Origin of the sequence: Marinobacter halophilus (genome assembly GCF_003007685.1) — a bacterium.
GTDB lineage: Bacteria > Pseudomonadota > Gammaproteobacteria > Pseudomonadales > Oleiphilaceae > Marinobacter > Marinobacter halophilus.
In genome coordinates this window covers 418194-433804 of sequence record NZ_PXNN01000017.1, presented here as the reverse complement: position 1 = coordinate 433804, position 15611 = coordinate 418194, and the positions used below count along the sequence as shown (strand labels likewise).

17 protein-coding genes are annotated in these 15611 nt (G+C 57.9%); 11 read left to right on the top strand and 6 right to left on the bottom strand.

Features of this window, described 5'->3' with window-relative positions:
- Nucleotides 1–6: 6 nt before the first annotated feature.
- The 5 genes from C7H08_RS15880 to C7H08_RS15860 form a co-directional block, all read right to left on the bottom strand.
- The gene (locus C7H08_RS15880; protein WP_106673204.1) at nucleotides 7–918 is read right to left on the bottom strand and encodes an AAA family ATPase; all 912 of its coding nucleotides are present in this window, start codon (nucleotides 916–918) and stop codon (nucleotides 7–9) included.
- A 7-nt stretch (nucleotides 919–925) separates the two neighbouring features.
- Entirely contained in the window at nucleotides 926–1849 is a 924-nt protein-coding gene (locus tag C7H08_RS15875) for a carbon-nitrogen hydrolase (protein ID WP_106673203.1), read from the bottom strand.
- Entirely contained in the window at nucleotides 1846–2898 is a 1053-nt protein-coding gene (locus C7H08_RS15870) for an agmatine deiminase family protein (RefSeq protein WP_106673202.1), read from the bottom strand. Before C7H08_RS15870 ends, C7H08_RS15875 begins: the two co-directional genes overlap by 4 nt.
- A gap of 98 nt (nucleotides 2899–2996) precedes the next feature.
- Nucleotides 2997–3299, bottom strand: coding sequence for a hypothetical protein (locus tag C7H08_RS15865; protein ID WP_106673201.1), 303 nt, complete (start codon nucleotides 3297–3299; stop codon nucleotides 2997–2999).
- Nucleotides 3300–3401: 102 nt separating this feature from the next.
- Nucleotides 3402–3974, bottom strand: a complete 573-nt coding sequence (locus C7H08_RS15860; protein ID WP_227663306.1) for a PilZ domain-containing protein — start codon at nucleotides 3972–3974, stop codon at nucleotides 3402–3404.
- A 139-nt stretch (nucleotides 3975–4113) separates the two neighbouring features.
- Here C7H08_RS15860 and C7H08_RS15855 point away from each other — a divergent pair, with 139 nt between their 5' ends.
- Nucleotides 4114–5358, top strand: coding sequence for a lipoprotein-releasing ABC transporter permease subunit (locus tag C7H08_RS15855; protein WP_106673199.1), 1245 nt, complete (start codon nucleotides 4114–4116; stop codon nucleotides 5356–5358).
- Entirely contained in the window at nucleotides 5351–6058 is a 708-nt protein-coding gene (locus C7H08_RS15850; RefSeq protein ID WP_106673198.1) for an ABC transporter ATP-binding protein, read from the top strand. Before C7H08_RS15855 ends, C7H08_RS15850 begins: the two co-directional genes overlap by 8 nt.
- On the opposite strand, the gene C7H08_RS15845 is transcribed toward C7H08_RS15850, so the two are convergent.
- Complete coding sequence (locus C7H08_RS15845; protein ID WP_106673197.1) at nucleotides 6046–6603, bottom strand: DUF2062 domain-containing protein; 558 nt, start codon at nucleotides 6601–6603, stop codon at nucleotides 6046–6048. The two genes, C7H08_RS15850 and C7H08_RS15845, sit on opposite strands and share 13 nt — an antisense overlap.
- A gap of 80 nt (nucleotides 6604–6683) precedes the next feature.
- On the opposite strand from C7H08_RS15845, the gene C7H08_RS15840 reads away from it, so the two are divergent.
- From C7H08_RS15840 to murB, 9 genes are all read left to right on the top strand, one after another.
- Nucleotides 6684–9140 (top strand): DNA internalization-related competence protein ComEC/Rec2, encoded by a 2457-nt coding sequence (locus C7H08_RS15840; protein WP_165793976.1) that lies wholly within the window; start codon nucleotides 6684–6686, stop codon nucleotides 9138–9140.
- A 72-nt stretch (nucleotides 9141–9212) separates the two neighbouring features.
- The gene (locus C7H08_RS15835; protein ID WP_106673196.1) at nucleotides 9213–9839 is read left to right on the top strand and encodes a MotA/TolQ/ExbB proton channel family protein; all 627 of its coding nucleotides are present in this window, start codon (nucleotides 9213–9215) and stop codon (nucleotides 9837–9839) included.
- A 5-nt stretch (nucleotides 9840–9844) separates the two neighbouring features.
- Entirely contained in the window at nucleotides 9845–10270 is a 426-nt protein-coding gene (locus C7H08_RS15830; protein ID WP_106673195.1) for an ExbD/TolR family protein, read from the top strand.
- Nucleotides 10267–12039: a lipid A export permease/ATP-binding protein MsbA gene (gene msbA / locus C7H08_RS15825; RefSeq protein ID WP_106673194.1), complete on the top strand. Its 1773-nt coding sequence runs from the start codon at nucleotides 10267–10269 to the stop codon at nucleotides 12037–12039. Before C7H08_RS15830 ends, msbA begins: the two co-directional genes overlap by 4 nt.
- Nucleotides 12036–13097 carry a tetraacyldisaccharide 4'-kinase gene (gene lpxK, locus C7H08_RS15820; RefSeq protein WP_106673193.1) on the top strand — a complete coding sequence of 354 codons (1062 nt, stop codon included), beginning with the start codon at nucleotides 12036–12038 and terminating at the stop codon, nucleotides 13095–13097. Before msbA ends, lpxK begins: the two co-directional genes overlap by 4 nt.
- Nucleotides 13090–13278, top strand: a complete 189-nt coding sequence (locus C7H08_RS15815) for a Trm112 family protein (RefSeq protein ID WP_106673192.1) — start codon at nucleotides 13090–13092, stop codon at nucleotides 13276–13278. The genes lpxK and C7H08_RS15815 overlap by 8 nt, the downstream gene beginning before the upstream one ends.
- Nucleotides 13279–13304: 26 nt before the next feature.
- Nucleotides 13305–14090 (top strand): 3-deoxy-manno-octulosonate cytidylyltransferase, encoded by a 786-nt coding sequence (gene kdsB / locus C7H08_RS15810; protein WP_106673191.1) that lies wholly within the window; start codon nucleotides 13305–13307, stop codon nucleotides 14088–14090.
- Nucleotides 14083–14562: a low molecular weight protein-tyrosine-phosphatase gene (locus tag C7H08_RS15805; RefSeq protein ID WP_106673190.1), complete on the top strand. Its 480-nt coding sequence runs from the start codon at nucleotides 14083–14085 to the stop codon at nucleotides 14560–14562. Before kdsB ends, C7H08_RS15805 begins: the two co-directional genes overlap by 8 nt.
- Nucleotides 14559–15590 carry a UDP-N-acetylmuramate dehydrogenase gene (murB, locus tag C7H08_RS15800; RefSeq protein ID WP_106673189.1) on the top strand — a complete coding sequence of 344 codons (1032 nt, stop codon included), beginning with the start codon at nucleotides 14559–14561 and terminating at the stop codon, nucleotides 15588–15590. The genes C7H08_RS15805 and murB overlap by 4 nt, the downstream gene beginning before the upstream one ends.
- Nucleotides 15591–15611: the final 21 nt, after the last annotated feature.

Here is a 15611-nt window from a genome sequence, read left to right as displayed (position 1 = left end):
GCTGGATTATTCAAGTACCGAGACGGTGGCTAGCAGCTGTCGCACCCGTTCCTTGCTCTTGCCGGATTCACCCTGTTCCAGCCGGTGCTCGGCGACGGAGGGGAAAACTGCTTGTATGTCGTCTGGCAGTACGTGGTTGCGCCCGGCCATCAGCGCCCAGGCTTTTGAGGCCCTGAGCAGGCCAATACCGGCTCGAGGTGACAGGCCATAAAGCAGTCCGGGCATACGCCGGCTCTGCTCAAGCAGTCGTTGCAGATAATCCAGCAGGGCAGGGCTGGCGGAAATGTCGTCGACAGCGGCTTGCAGGGCGACCAGTTGGTCGTGAGGCAGAATAGCCTGCAGCCGATCCGTTAACGCCCGTCGGTCTTCGCCTTCGAGCAGTTCCCGCTCCGCTTTCGGGTCCGGATAGCCCAGGCGCAGGCGCATTAGAAACCGGTCGAGCTGGGATTCGGGCAGCGGAAAGGTGCCGCCCTGTTCGATCGGGTTCTGGGTGGCAATCACAAAGAACGGTGAGGGCAGTGGCCGGGTTTCGCCCTCAATGGACACCTGACGCTCTTCCATGGCCTCAAGCAGCGCACTTTGGGTGCGTGGTGAGGCGCGATTGATCTCGTCGGCCAGCACCACCTGAGCGAAGATTGGGCCCGGGTGAAATACCAGGCTGCCGGCCTGTTTATCGTACATGGAGTAGCCCAGGACGTCGGCCGGCAACAGATCGTTGGTAAATTGGATACGCTGATAGCTCAGACCCATAATCTTGGCAAGGGCGTGGGACAGGGTGGTTTTGCCCATGCCGGGGATGTCTTCAATCAGCAAGTGGCCACGAGCAAGCAGTCCACACAGCGCCAGTCGTACCTGGGTATCCTTGCCGAGCAAAATTTTATTGAGCTCGGTAACAACGCTGTCCATTTTCTGTTTCATACAGGCCTCAGTCCCGTACCCGTTTCAGGATGTCACCGTAAGCATCAATGCGGCGATCCCGGAGATACGGCCAGATGCGGCGAACGGATTCAGTACGGTTGCGGTCGAGCGTTGCGGTGAGGATGCATTCGCTGTGATCATCGGCTCGGGCCAGGAATTCACCTTGAGGGCCGCAGATGAAGCTGTTGCCCCAAAACCGAATGCCGTCGCTGTGGCCAGACGGGTCTGGCTCTGAGCCCACCCGGTTGGGTGCGATCACCGGCAAATTGTTGGCAATGGCATGGCCCCGCTGCACTGTTACCCAAGCTTCAAGCTGGCGGGCCTGCTCTTCAGGCTCATCGGTGATGTCCCAGCCGATGGCCGTAGGGTAGATCAGCAGTTCGGCTCCGGCTAAAGCCATCAGGCGAGCGGCTTCCGGATACCATTGGTCCCAGCAGACCAGCACGCCAAGCTTGCCGATGGACGTGTTGATGGGGGTAAAGCCGCTACGGCCATCGTTGAATCGGGCATCGCCGGGCGTAAAATAGAATTTTTCGTAAAAGCCGGGGTCATCCGGAATGTGCATCTTGCGGTAGATGCCGGCCAGGCTGCCGTCGCTGTCAAACACCACCGACGTGTTGTGATACACACCGTTCATCCGGCGCTCGAAAATCGAACCGACCAGCACAATGTTCAGTTCGTTCGCCAGTGCCGACAAGCGGTTACTGGTCGGGCCAGGGATGGGTTCGGCCAACTCGAACACGGCAGTATCTTCGGTCTGGCAGAAATACAGGGTGGCGTGTAACTCCTGGAGAACAATCAGCTGAGCGCCACCGGTTGCGGCTTCGCGAATGAGCATTTCCGAGGCGGCCAGACTGGCGGATTTATCTGCGCTGCATTTTTGCTGAATCGCGGCGATGTTGATCTGATGGGTTCGCGGTTTCTTGCTCATAGAGTGACGACTCCTGCGGGAATCTGCATGGTGACGCAATGGAGGCTGCCGTGCTGGTAGATCAGCGGCCGGCAGTTGATCGGTACGATTTCCCGGTCCGGGAAAATGTCAGCCATGATCCGAATGGCGTCCTGATCCTGTGGCACGTTGTACACAGGTAACAAAACGGCGCCGTTAATGATCAGAAAGTTGGCATAGGTGGCGGGCAGCCGTTCGCCGTCTTCATCGTAAATGGCGTCTGGCCACGGCAGGGCCGTGAGCTTGTAAGGGTTGCCGTTTTTCTGGCGGAATTCCTGAAGCTCCTCTTCCATGGCCGCCAGGGCGCTGTAATGTTCATCGGCAACCTCCGGGCAGGTGACGTAGCAGATGTGGTCATGGGCGCAGAATCGGGCCAGGGTGTCGATATGGCTGTCGGTGTCATCGCCGGCCAGGTAACCGTGGTTCAGCCAGAGAATGCGATCGGCACCGAGAATTTCCGAGAGCAGTTGTTCTATGGCAGCACGGTCGATGGAGGGATTGCGAGAGGGGGTCAGCATGCACTCGCTGGTGGTCAGGACGGTGCCGGCACCGTCAGACTCTATGGAGCCGCCCTCAAGCACGAAGTCGATTGATTGCAACGGGTGTTTACCGAATACCCCGGCGTTAGCCAAATGCTGATTCAGGGCGTTGTCCTTTTCCCAGGGAAACTTGCCGCCCCAGGCGTTGAAGCTGAAATCCAGCACGGCAAGGCCGTCATCGGTGTTCACCGTGATTGGGCCATGATCCCGTGCCCAGGTGTCGTTGGCCGGCGCCGGAACCGTGACGACCCGGCCCGGCAGGCCATTGGCCTCGGCGTAGTCATTCAACTCCCGCCCCAGATCCTGCAGACGGGCGACAAACTCACAGCTGATCAGCAGGTGCTCGAACCGAAGCACATGCCGGGCAATGGTCATAAACACCGGCTCGACATCGGCCATGATCCGGGCCCAGTCGGTACCGGGGTGTGGCCAGGTCAACATTACTGCGCTCTGGGGTGCCCACTCCGCAGGCAACACTCGCTTGGAAGTCACTGTATTCGTCACCTTAGTTCGCAAAAGTCGCCATTCTATCTGACCATTGCGATAACGTCAGGCCATGAATAGAGAAAATTGAGCCCTCCAAAGGGCTGTCAGCGGTTTCGTCTGACCACGGAGTGCAGTACCCGGTTGTGTTCGAAATAAACGATAAAGTCCGGATAGTGCCACTGGCTGATCGGCGGCTCACCAATCGGCCCTTTCATGTCTTGTGGCGCACCCCAGCGATTACGAACCGATTCCTGGGTCATGCCGGTGGCCGGCAGGCTGATCTGGCTGCGATCAGCCTGGGTGCCGACCGGAACCGTCAGCTGTTCAGCTTGAGCGTGGCTTATCACGCCGGCGGAAATCAGGGATGTCAGGGCAATCGCGGCGAGCAGTGTTCGCTTGTTCTTCATTGGGTTCTCCATTAATGCTGGTTCCCCGCGAGACGGCTCGCAGGATATGGATAAAACGTAATATCCCGAAAAAACGAGTAAAAGTCAGTGCTTTTTGCAAGTTTACTCTTTTTGTCGTTGCCGAATTTGCCAGCGCATCACATGGCGGGCTATTTGTTGGCGATCGTTGTTTTCCAGCTTCACAAACGCGGAGTGAACCCGCGCTCCGCCCCATTCGTCAGGCTCTGTGCCGAGGACTTCGGCAATCGCTTGTGGCTGGTAGAGTTCAGGTGGTAGTGTCATCCGCACCGCGATCCGGTCGCCTTTACGCCAGGCTGGAGTGTTACTGGTAAAAGACAGTCCGCCCTCGCTCAGGGTCACATCCTGCCAGTCTTCCGGTTGCAACGGATTTTGCTCAAAGGCGATAATGCGCGCCAGCGTGTCGAGCTTGCTGTTCATCGATTTGAACAGTCCGGTCAACAATCGGTCGCGTTCAGCAAGGCTGGCAAGGTGCGCTTTGACGTCCTGATCGAACCGGCGAAATTCGGCCTTGAGGCTTTCCAGCGGAGTACCATTGAATGGATCCTGATGGCCGTCTTCAGAATCTTGAGAGAGCCGGCGGATTTCAAGGCCAATATGGTCCTCAATCCGAAAATATTCTCTACGGTCGGCTTTGGATTCCGTGTTCGGGGGCATAGTGCGCGAGCCTGGCATTCTGTCTCCGCTGGGCTGAATTTTTATTGATAGTGAACAGTTTAGCAGTTTCCCGGGGGCGAGTAAGTGGCCCGGGGTATCAAACCACGACAGACCCGAAGGTAGCGACAGGCACCTCCTCATGTTCAGACCCTTATCGTTCTATATTGGCTTGCGATACACCGCAGCCAAGCGGCGTAATCACTTTATATCCTTTATATCCCTGACCTCCATGCTCGGGCTGATGCTCGGGGTGGCTGTGCTGATCATCGTGCTGTCGGTGATGAATGGTTTTGACCGGGAGTTGAAGCAGCGCATCCTCGGTATGGTGCCGCACGCCACCATTCAGAGTGCATCCGGTCCGCTGGAAGACTGGCAAGAAGTGGACCGCCGTGTGCAGGAGCATCCTCGTGTTCTGGCGGCGGCACCGTTTATTCAGGGTCAGGGCATGGTGACCGGCGGCGGCGATGTCCGGGGTGTGATGCTCAGTGGCATCCTTCCGGAGGAGGAAGCCACCGTGTCAATCATCGATAACCATTTTATCGAAGGCGGTCTCGATCAGCTGAAATCCGGTGAATTCGGCATCATTATTGGCCGGTTGATGGCGTCCAGTCTGCGTTTGCAGGTAGGGGACAAGCTGACCGTGGTCTTGCCGGAAGCCTCGGTGACCCCGGCGGGCGTGTTGCCCAGACTCAAGCGATTTACGGTAAAAGGCATCTTCAGTGTCGGCGCCGAACTGGACGGTAACTATGCCTTGATTCATATGGACGACGCCGCACGGCTGATGCGCACCGGTGGTAAGGCTGAAGGTGTCCGCCTGCTGGTGGATGACCTGTTTGCCGCACCCCGGGTGGTCAACCAGGTGGCGCAGGAACTGGGTGGGCGGTTTTATGTTTCTGACTGGACGCGTACCCACGGCAACCTGTTCCAGGCAATACGCATGGAGAAAACCATGATCGGGCTGCTACTGATGTTCATCGTGGCAGTGGCGGCGTTCAATATCGTATCCACTCTGGTGATGGTAGTGACTGATAAAACAGCAGACATTGCGATTCTCCGCACCATGGGCGCCACGCCGGGCCGGGTCATGCGAATTTTCATCATCCAGGGCGCGGTAATCGGGGTATTTGGTACCTTGATGGGAACAGCGTTGGGTATTCTCGGCGCGTTGAACATCAGCGCCTTCATCGCCTGGCTTGAGAATCTGATGGGGCATCAGTTCCTGAGTGCGGATGTCTATTTTATCAGCTACCTGCCGTCCCAGCTGCAATGGAGTGATGTGGCGGTGATCAGCAGTGCCGGACTGGTCCTGAGCTTGCTGGCGACCATCTACCCGGCGTGGCGGGCGTCAAGAATCGAACCGGCGGAGGCATTGCGTTATGAGTAACACAGAACTGAGCGCGGGCAAGCCACTGGTGATCGACTGCCGTCAGGTTACCCGAACCTATTCCGAAGGGCCGGAAGTCCTGACCATTTTCTCCGACATTTCCCTGGAAGTGACTGCCGGCGAAACCGTGGCCATTGTGGGTAGCAGTGGTGCAGGCAAGACTACGCTGCTGAATCTGTTGGGCGGTCTGGATCGACCGTCTTCTGGTCTGATCCACATTTGTGGCGAGGATATCCACCGGTTATCAGAGGCCGGTCGTGCCCGATTCCGTAACGGACACCTTGGATTCGTGTACCAGTTCCATCATCTTCTGCCGGAATTTTCAGCTCTTGAGAATGTGATGATGCCCTGTGCACTGGGTGGCCAGCCTCTGGCGATCGCCAAGGCCAAAGCTGAGTCGCTACTGGTGCGGGTCGGCCTTGGTGAACGTTTAAGGCACAAACCGTCGGAGCTGTCGGGCGGTGAGCGCCAGCGAGTCGCTATAGCCCGGGCCCTGGTTAACGAGCCCGATTGCGTGTTGATGGACGAACCCACTGGCAATCTGGATGAACACACGGGTGAGGGTATCAGGGCGCTGATCGAGGAACTCCGAGACCAGTCGGGCATTGCCTTTGTGATGGTTACCCACGATATGAAAATGGCCCGTAGCCTGGGCAGAGTACTTCGGCTTGAGCAGGGGCGGCTGGTTCAGGAAGCCTGATTGCGGGCTTGTCTGCGCGCTTTCTTGAGGGCCTTTCTGGCATGACGGCGAACTTGCCAGTCGGTGCGGATTTTGCGCCGCCAGAGAAACTGAATCACCAGGTAGGCGGTGCAGCCAGCCATGGTAGCGACCACGAGTGAACCAACGTAAAGCGGCACGCCAATGTCCACCAGGCGACCGCTCAACCAGGACCAGGATAACTGAAACTCAAAGGCCAGCACCGGCCGGTCGAGTATCCAGGCACCTACTTTATAGTTGAAATAAAACATCGGTGGCATGGTCAGCGGATTGCTGATCCAGACCAGAGCTACGGACAGTGGCAGGTTGGCATTGATCCAGATTGCCATGAAGGCCGCAGCGGCCATCTGGAACGGCATGGGAACAAAGCCGAGGAAAATGCCAATCAGGAAGGCGCGAGACACGCTGTGACGATTGATGTGCCAGAGGTTCGGTTCATGAAGGATATCGCCCAGAAAGTGCAACGATTCAATCGATCGCACTTTTTCCGGGGTTGGCAGATAACGCTTCATGAACTTCTTGGGCATCGGAAGTTCGGCCTGTTGCTTCGCAATGAATATTATCCGGCACAATAACGGTGCCAGGCTAACGCACTGGAGGACAAGGATTGTCCGATCTGCTTTGCAATGATCAAACGCCTGAAACTGGCGAGCGTGGCATTCCTTGCGTTATCGCGTTCTCGTGCGGCGTTATCTTACTGTATCAGCTAACAGTTTTACCACCGCATCCGTGGCTGTTTCTGGCGATGTTTGTGCTTGCCGGGACTGCAGTACTTCACAAGGTAACAATCTTAAGACGGCTATGCCAATGGGTGGCATTACTTATCCTGGGGTTGGCCTGGGCCAGCTGGCATGCAGATGCCAGGCTCTCTGAGCGCTTGCCGGGTGAGTTGGAAGGCGCGCGGCTGGTGGTGTCCGGCTATGTCTGTGATTTGCCCCAGACCGGCAGCTTTGACAGCCTGCGTTTCAGTTTCTGCGTGTCCCGCTGGCATGATCGCGATGAGCGAGCAAATGTCCAAAGCCTTCCTCGCAAAATCCGGCTGTCCTGGTATGGCCGCGATGGCAAAACCCTTCCTGGTCCTCTGCTTAAACTCGATGTGGTGCTGAAAAGGCCGCACGGAACCCTGAATAGCGAGGGCTTCCGCTATGAAAACTGGCTGTTTCGGCATGGCTACCGCGCAACAGGCACGGTTAGAGCGGTAACAAAAGATGCGACTGTCAATTGCGGATGGCATTGCCGTTACCATCGATGGCACCAGTGGGTGGCGGCGACTGCCCATCAGCGGTTCTCGCAAGCCCGACAATACCCTTTGATTGCCTCGCTATTGATAGGCAATCGTGGCGATTTGACGGACCAACACTGGCAGACGCTCAGAGCAACCGGAACCATTCATCTGGTCGCTATTTCCGGACTTCACCTTGGCCTGGTGGCCATCGGGGCAGGATTGATTGCACGCAGGCTGGCCTTGGCCGCCCCTGCCCGCTGGGGCGGGGAGAGGGCAAGACGCAGGGCAGGGTTTGTTCTGGTGTTGGCTGCCTGCCTGTTCTATGCCCTGGTCGCCGGATTTTCTGTGCCCACTCAGCGTGCTCTGATCATGGTGGTAGTCGGCGGCTGGTACCTCCTGCTGGCTCAAGAGGTAAGTGTCTGGCGTCCTTATGCTGTGGCTCTTTTTCTGGTGCTGGTACTGGACCCCTTTGCACCGCTGGACCAGGGGTTCTGGTTGTCTTTCGGTGCAGTAGCTGTGCTGATCATGGTCTTTTCCGGCCGGATGGGCAGTCCGGGTTGGCTGAAAGGACTGGTGCTTGCTCAATTGGCTGTGTTTGCCGGCCTATGGCCGTTGCTGGCAGGCTTGGGGCAATCGCAGCCGGTGGCTGGTTTGTTGGCCAACCTGCTCGCGATCCCTTGGGTATCATTTGTCTGCATGCCGGTGTTGTTTGTCGGTGCCTTTCTGGTGCTGCTTTCTGGCGGTGCGTTTACCGGTTGGGTGATCAGTGTTTTTGATTTGGTGCTAGGCCTGCTGATGGACTGGCTGGTATGGGTCGAGACGTTGGCAACCCCTGTTGCGGCATTGACTCCGACGGCTTCACCGGCCCTGTTGGCGATGTTGGCGGGCGTGGTTTTACTGTTGCTTCGCTACCCTGACCGACACTTTCGGTTGATGGCCGCAGGGTTGATCGGGGTGTGGATGCTGGTGTCAACAGGGGCTGACCAGTCACCGTCAAACCCGACGATTGATCGGCCTGAAATCCGGCTCTGGGATGTCGGGCAAGGACTGTCTGTTCTGGTGCGGGTTGGCAACAAGGTGCTGGTTTACGATACCGGCCCGGAACTACGAGGTGTATTTTCTGCGGTCGAATCCACGCTGATTCCCAATTTGCGGGCCTTGGCGGTGCGAAAAATTGACCATCTGGTACTCAGTCATGGCGATAGCGATCATGCCGGAGGGCTTGAGCAACTGACGACGACTCTTGCTGTCGGTTTGATCAGCGGTGGCGAGCCGGAGGTGGTTGCCGACAAGTTGGGTGGCAATTCAGTGTTTGGGGTTGCGGCGTGTCCCACTGAGAACGTCCGCTGGCAGGGTCTGTCTTTCGAATTCTGGCACTCGAATTCCGAGCAGTCAGGCAACGATGCGTCATGCGTGCTGCGTATCCATCACGCGGAGTCATCAACCGATGTATGGTTAACCGGGGATATCAGCCGCCGGGTCGAAGCCGAAATGCTCGGGTCGGGAGGGGTAGCCTGGTTCGATCAGGTCGTTGAGAATCGGGTGGTTTTGGCACCCCATCACGGCAGCAAAACGTCGTCATCTGCGGCTTGGGTGAACGCATTAAACGCCGATCGGGTGATTTACACCGCCGGTTACCGTCATCGTTTCGGACACCCGCATCCAGATGTTGTGGATCGTTACCGGGCTGCGGGGGTGCCGACACTGAATACCGCCTGCTCTGGCGAGATCGTCATTACTCTGGGCAGAGATGGTCCGGAAATCAGTGAACTACGGCATTCTGCGCCATTCTGGATAGGTGGCCGTGGGCTCACTCGTGACCAATGTAATAGTCCGTGACATTCCAGGTGTGGCCTGAACCGGCAGCTATGCTAAAGTAGCGCCGCTTGTAACTAATCAGGGAGATCAAGCGTGTTCGAGCTGTTGAAAGCCGGTGGCATCCTGATGGTGCCGATTGTTGCCTGTTCCATCCTGGCGCTTGCCATCGTTCTGGAGCGATTCTGGACTCTGCGGCCCTCCAGGGTAGCGCCAGTCCAGACGATCAACGAACTCTGGCGCTGGATCAAGAAAAAAGAACTCAATGGGCGCAAGCTCAAGGCGCTTCAGGGGTCTTCTCCTCTCGGGCGTATTCTCGCCGGCGGGCTGATTAACGCCAAGCATGGCCGGGATATCATGAAAGAAAGTATCGAGCATGAGGCCAGTCAGGTTATTCATGAGCTCGAACGCTTTCTGAATCCTTTGGGCACGATTGCCACGATTACGCCCTTGCTGGGCTTGCTTGGCACCGTAATTGGCATGATCAAAGTCTTCGCCGAAATCCAGTTGGCTGGAGTCGGCAATGCCGGCAACCTGGCTGGCGGTATTTCCGAAGCTCTGATCACTACGGCCTCGGGCTTGAGCGTTGCTATCCCGGCACTGATCTGCCATCGCTATTTCATCCGTCGCGTCGATGAACTGGTGGTCAACATGGAGCAGGAAGCCATCAAGCTGGTGGAAGTGGTTCATGGCGACCGTGAAATCGACGTGGAAGGAGCCTGAACACCGTGAAGTTCAAGCGCCAGAGAAGCCAGGAAGTTGGGGTCGACCTGACGCCACTGATCGATGTGGTGTTCCTGCTGCTGATTTTCTTTATGGTGTCCACTACCTTCACCCGGGAAAGTCACCTGCAGGTGGATCTGCCTGAGGCGAGTGGAGAGCCGGCGTCGCCGTCAGAGCTGCGCCAGATTGACGTCGTCATCAACGCCGAGGGCCAGTACATTCTTAATGAACGAACGCTGGTCAACAATCGTCGTGAAACCCTCGAGCGGGGTGTCAGGGAATTGGCTGAGGGAGACAGCAGCCTGCCGTTTATCATTACGGCAGATGCGCGAACCCCTCATGAGTTTGTTGTGCGTGCCATGGATGTGGCCGGCCGCCTGGGTTTTGCCAAACTGAGCATAACCACAGAGCGGGAGGCTGAGAATCCGTGATTGATCCAAATCCGGAGCCGCTCCAGGTACCACCAACCGGCAGCTGGGCCACCTACAAACGCCTGCTTGGCTATGTGAAACCGTTCTGGTTTGCATTTTCCCTCGCCGTGTTTGGCAACGTCATCTATGCCGCCGCGTCCACCGGGATGGCGGCTGCCATGGAGTACGTGATCACCGCCATTGAAAACCCGACCGACCAGAACCGTCTGATGCTGACCGGTTTGATCGTGGGTATTTTCGCGCTGCGTGGTGTGGGTACGTTCTTCAGCCAATACTTCATCAGCTACGTTGGCCGCCAGGTTATCAACGCGCTTCGGAACGACGTGTTTGACCGTCTGATGACGCTGCCGTCCCGTTATTTCGACGACAACGCTGCCGGGCGCCTGGTGTCCAAGCTCACCTTCAACGTAGAGCAGGTGGCCGAAGCGGCAACCAATGCCATTACCATCACCCTGCGAGAAGGCCTTACCATTCTCGGCCTGCTGGGTTTCATGCTCTACACCAACTGGAAGCTCACACTGGTCTTCCTGACCGTGGGCCCGGTTATCGGGCTGGTGGTGAATTACGCCAGCAAACGCTTTCGCAAGATTAGTCAACGGATTCAGGGCTCCATGGGCGACATTACCCACGTCGCCTCGGAGTCGATCTCCGGCTATCGAGTGGTCCGGACTTTTGGCGGTGAAGACTATGAGCGCGAGCGGTTTCGCGACGTCAGCAACCGGAACCTCAAACAGAGTCTGAAGATGGCCTCCACCCAGGCGATCAGCGTGCCGGTCATCCAGGTGCTGGTGGCCATTGCCATCGCGGCACTGGTCTGGACTATGCTGTCACCGGAAATCCGGGGTGAAATGAGCACCGGTCAATTGATTGCCTTTATTACCGCAGCAACCACCATGGCCAAGCCCATTCGCCAGGTGACCTCGGTGCATGCCAAGATTCAAAAAGGTGTCGCCGCCGCTTACGACGTTTTCGAGACAATGGACGAGCAACCAGAGGAAGACGTCGGCCAGTACTCGCCTGAGCGGGTGAACGGCGACATCGAGTTTGACCAGGTGTGCTTCCGCTATCGTGACCAGCTGGATAATGTGCTGGATGGTATATCGGTTAGCATTCCAGCCGGCCAGAGTGTCGCTCTGGTGGGTCGCTCCGGCAGCGGCAAGTCGTCCATGGTCAGTCTTTTGCCCCGGTTTTATGAGTATACCGGCGGTGATATCCGTATTGACGGGCACTCTCTGAAAGAGTTTTCCCTAAAGGGTCTGCGCTCCCAGATTGCCCTGGTCAACCAGAATGTGGTGCTGTTCAATGACACCGTTGCTGCCAACATTGCCTACGGCGCCTTGCGCCACTGTACCCGTGACGAAATCCGGGAAGCCGCAGCAAAAGCCCATGCTCTGGAGTTTATTGATCGCATGCCGGAAGGCCTTGATACGGTGATTGGCGACAACGGCGTGATGTTGTCTGGCGGCCAGCGTCAGCGACTGGCCATTGCTCGTGCGCTTTTGAAAAACGCGCCTGTTCTGATTCTGGATGAGGCCACCTCAGCCCTCGATACTGAATCCGAACGGCACATTCAGGAAGCCCTTGAAACAGTGATGGCGGGTCGGACCACGTTGGTCATCGCGCACCGGCTGTCCACGATAGAGAAGGCGGATCGGATTCTGGTGATGGACAAAGGCCACATTGTCGAGTCTGGCACCCATGAGGAGCTGTTGGCCACCGATGGTGCTTACGCCAAATTGCACCAGATCCAGTTCAGCGAGCATGCATGAGCGGCAGCCTGATTGACCGCTTTTGGTATGGTCAGGGCAAGCCTCTGGCGGTGCTGGCGCCGCTGGCTTGGCTGTACCGCACGATTGCGCAATCCAGGCGCCGCAAAGCCTTGCGCGCTCGCCATGAGGCCTTGCCGGTACCTGTGGTGGTGGTGGGCAATATTACCGCCGGTGGCACAGGCAAATCGCCGCTGACCGCGCGTCTGGTGCAGCGCATGCAGCAGGAGGGCTGGAGCCCGGTCATTCTCAGCCGTGGCTATGGTGGCAAAAGTGACCACTACCCCTTATTGGTACAAGACAGCACTCCGGCCTCGGTCTGCGGTGATGAGCCACTGATGCTGACCATTGCCACCGGTTGCCCGGTGGTGGTTGATCCCGATCGGTGCCGGGGGGCACATTGGGCCCTGCAGCAGAAGCTCGGTAATGTCCTGATCTGCGACGATGGCCTTCAGCATTATCGATTGCCCCGAGACATTGAGCTGGCGGTGTTTGATGCCCGGCGTGGTATTGGCAATGGCGCGCTGATACCGGTGGGACCACTGCGTGAGCCCACTTCGCGCCTGGCGAGCGTCGATTTTGTGATTTTGAACGGGGCAGAGTTTCCACAGCCCGGCCAGCAGATTGAGGAATTTGCCAACACCGAGCATCCGGACATTCACGCCATGACTCTGCAGCCATCCGCTCTGGTCAACCTGAATTCGGGCGAGATACTCGCTCCTCACTCGCTCAAAGGCCAGTCGGTGCGGGCCGTCGCCGGTATTGGTAATCCCGCGCGGTATTTTGACACGCTCAGGGCACTGGGGGCCCGGGTCCAAGAGGCGGCTTTTGCCGATCATCATCGTTTTCGCCCTGAAGATCTTGGCTCCAGTGCTGGCGAGTGGCTGGTGATGACGGCAAAAGATGCGGTCAAGTGCCGGGGCTTTGCGCCGGATAACGCCTGGGTATTGACGGTGGATGCCTGTTTGTCGGAACCTTTCGAACAACGTTTTTTGCAACGGCTCGGGGAATGTGCCGGGCTGTCGCATCAACAAAACACTGAGAGAACACACCATGGATAAGAAATTGTTGGCCATGCTGGCCTGCCCGGTTTGCAAGGGCGAACTCAAGCTCAATAACGATCGCAGCGAGCTGATTTGCTACCAGGATGCCATGGCCTTTCCGGTCCGCGAGGGCATTCCGGTAATGCTGGCGGTTGAGGCCCGCACTCTGAGTACCGACGAGCGGCTCGATAAACACTGATCAACCTGCCAGCAGGACGCACCCGCATGTCATTTACCGTTGTCATTCCCGCCCGCTACGCCTCCAGTCGATTGCCAGGTAAACCTCTGGCCATGATTGCCGGCAAGCCGATGATTCAGCATGTGTGTGAACGTGCCAGGGAAAGCCGGGCCAGCAGGGTCGTCGTGGCCACCGATGACGCGCGCATTCACGAAGCTTGCCAGAGCTTTGGTGCAGAAGTGGTCATGACGTCAGCTCATCACGCCAGTGGCACCGACCGGCTGGAAGAGGTGGCCAGAAAGCTGGGCCTGGATCCGGATCACCGGGTGGTTAACGTGCAGGGCGATGAGCCACTAATTCCCCCGGCGTTGATCAATCAGGTAGCGGAGAATCTCGATCACTACCCTGAGGCAGCCATTTCGACCCTCTGCGAGCGTCTTCACGATGCCCGACAGGTGTTTAATCCGAACGTGGTAAAAGTGGTGTTTGATGGGCGCGGGATGGCCCATTACTTCAGCCGTGCACCGATTCCCTGGGCTCGGGACTATTGGCCGGCCAACGCCTCGGTGGCCGATGTCGATCTGCCTGACGGTATTGGTTATTTCCGGCACATTGGCATCTATGGTTACCGCGCCAGTGTGCTTGGCCAGTTTGTCACTTGGGCGCCGGCACCAACCGAGCAGATAGAAGCGTTGGAGCAGTTGCGGGCTCTGTACAACGGCGCCTGCATTCATGTCGACATCGCCGATCGACCGCCCGCTCCGGGCGTGGATACCGAGGAAGATCTGGCCCGGGTCAGAGCTCTGTTAGAAGCGGGAGGACGTTATGCCTGAGCAAGTCAGCGTGTTGTTCGTGTGTCTGGGAAATATCTGCCGTTCACCAACGGCTGAAGGTGTATTCCAGCAACTGGCCAGCCAGCAAGGGATCGCCGATAACCTGCGCATTGATTCCTGTGGCACCGGTAACTGGCACATTGGCAAAGCGCCGGATGCCCGGTCTACGGAAGCGGCCGGGCGCAGAGGCATCGATATCAGTGGCCTCCGGGCACGACAAATCAACGTGGACGATCTCGACCGGTTTGATTATGTGCTGGTGATGGATCGCGAAAACCTGGCCGATGTCAGAGATCTGTGGCACCAGAACGGGGGTACCGAGCCCCGCCTGTTTCTGGAGTTTGGCGACTCCGGGCAGGCCGAAGTGCCTGACCCATACTATGGCGGTGAAGACGGCTTCGAGCGGGTCTTGGACCTGATCCACGATGCCAGTACAGGCTTGCTGGATGACATCCGGAGGCGACTGGCTTGAGCTCAGGCCTTGAGATCACAGAGCACGCCAGCCTGCGCGATCTGAACACCCTGGCAGTCGTCGCCAGCGCCCGCTATCTGGTGGCGGTGGGCGGTATCACGCAGTTGCGGGAAGCGCTGGGTTGGGCCGCGCAGCACAAGCTGGACACGCTGGTGCTCGGGGGTGGCAGCAACCTGGTGTTCGCGGGTGACTATGACGGCCTGGTGCTGCACATGGCCATCCGGGGGCGTCGCTGGGAGCAGGTCAATGGCGATGCCGCCGTGCTGGTATTGGGCGCGGGTGAAAACTGGCATGACGCGGTGCTGTACGCCGCCCGATCAGGCTATCGCGGCATTGAAAACCTGGCGCTTATTCCCGGTACCGCTGGCGCGGCCCCGGTACAAAATATTGGCGCTTATGGTGTTGAACTGGGTGATACGCTGAAGAGTGTTATGGCTCTCGATTGCACCACCATGGACGTTGTTACTCTGACCGCAGCGGATTGCGAATTCGGCTATCGGGACAGTCTGTTCAAGCGTTACCCCGGACGTTACATTATTCTGGAAATCAGGCTGGGATTATCCCGGTCACAGCCGCTCAAGCTCGGTTATCGTGACCTTCAGGAGTACCTGGGGAATACCAATGTCGCTTCACTGACGCCGTTGGAGGTCGCAGAAGCCGTTATGGCCGTGCGCCGGCGCAAGCTGCCGGACCCCTCTGTACTGCCCAACGTGGGCAGTTTTTTCAAGAATCCGGTGGTTGATGCAGCCCGCTTCGAGCAGTTGCAGCAACAGTTTCCCGGGGTGGTATCCTATCCGGCAGACAACGGTGTCAAGCTGGCGGCCGCCTGGCTGATTGATCAGGCCGGCTGGAAAGGCTTTCGTAATGCCCAGGTCGGCATCCACAACCGGCAAGCGCTGGTGTTGATTAATCACTCGGGTGGTTCTGGTGAGGATGTTCTGGGACTGGCAGAGGAGGTTCTCCAGTCTGTGCAGGCCAGGTTCGGGGTCGAGCTGGAGATGGAACCTGGCGTGGTAGGGCGCCGATAGCCCTGGTTCAGCCGCTCCGGG

What these genes read in the sequence shown, in the direction of transcription:
- C7H08_RS15880 (WP_106673204.1), bottom strand. Translation starts at nt 918, where the DNA reads ATGAAACAGAAAATGGACAGCGTTGTTACCGAGCTCAATAAAATTTTG.
- C7H08_RS15875 (WP_106673203.1), bottom strand. Translation starts at nt 1,849, where the DNA reads ATGAGCAAGAAACCGCGAACCCATCAGATCAACATCGCCGCGATTCAG.
- C7H08_RS15865 (WP_106673201.1), bottom strand. Translation starts at nt 3,299, where the DNA reads ATGAAGAACAAGCGAACACTGCTCGCCGCGATTGCCCTGACATCCCTG.
- C7H08_RS15860 (WP_227663306.1), bottom strand. Translation starts at nt 3,974, where the DNA reads ATGCCCCCGAACACGGAATCCAAAGCCGACCGTAGAGAATATTTTCGG.
- C7H08_RS15855 (WP_106673199.1), top strand. Translation starts at nt 4,114, where the DNA reads ATGTTCAGACCCTTATCGTTCTATATTGGCTTGCGATACACCGCAGCC.
- C7H08_RS15850 (WP_106673198.1), top strand. Translation starts at nt 5,351, where the DNA reads ATGAGTAACACAGAACTGAGCGCGGGCAAGCCACTGGTGATCGACTGC.
- C7H08_RS15845 (WP_106673197.1), bottom strand. Translation starts at nt 6,603, where the DNA reads ATGCCCAAGAAGTTCATGAAGCGTTATCTGCCAACCCCGGAAAAAGTG.
- lpxK (WP_106673193.1), top strand. Translation starts at nt 12,036, where the DNA reads ATGAGCGGCAGCCTGATTGACCGCTTTTGGTATGGTCAGGGCAAGCCT.
- C7H08_RS15815 (WP_106673192.1), top strand. Translation starts at nt 13,090, where the DNA reads ATGGATAAGAAATTGTTGGCCATGCTGGCCTGCCCGGTTTGCAAGGGC.
- kdsB (WP_106673191.1), top strand. Translation starts at nt 13,305, where the DNA reads ATGTCATTTACCGTTGTCATTCCCGCCCGCTACGCCTCCAGTCGATTG.
- C7H08_RS15805 (WP_106673190.1), top strand. Translation starts at nt 14,083, where the DNA reads ATGCCTGAGCAAGTCAGCGTGTTGTTCGTGTGTCTGGGAAATATCTGC.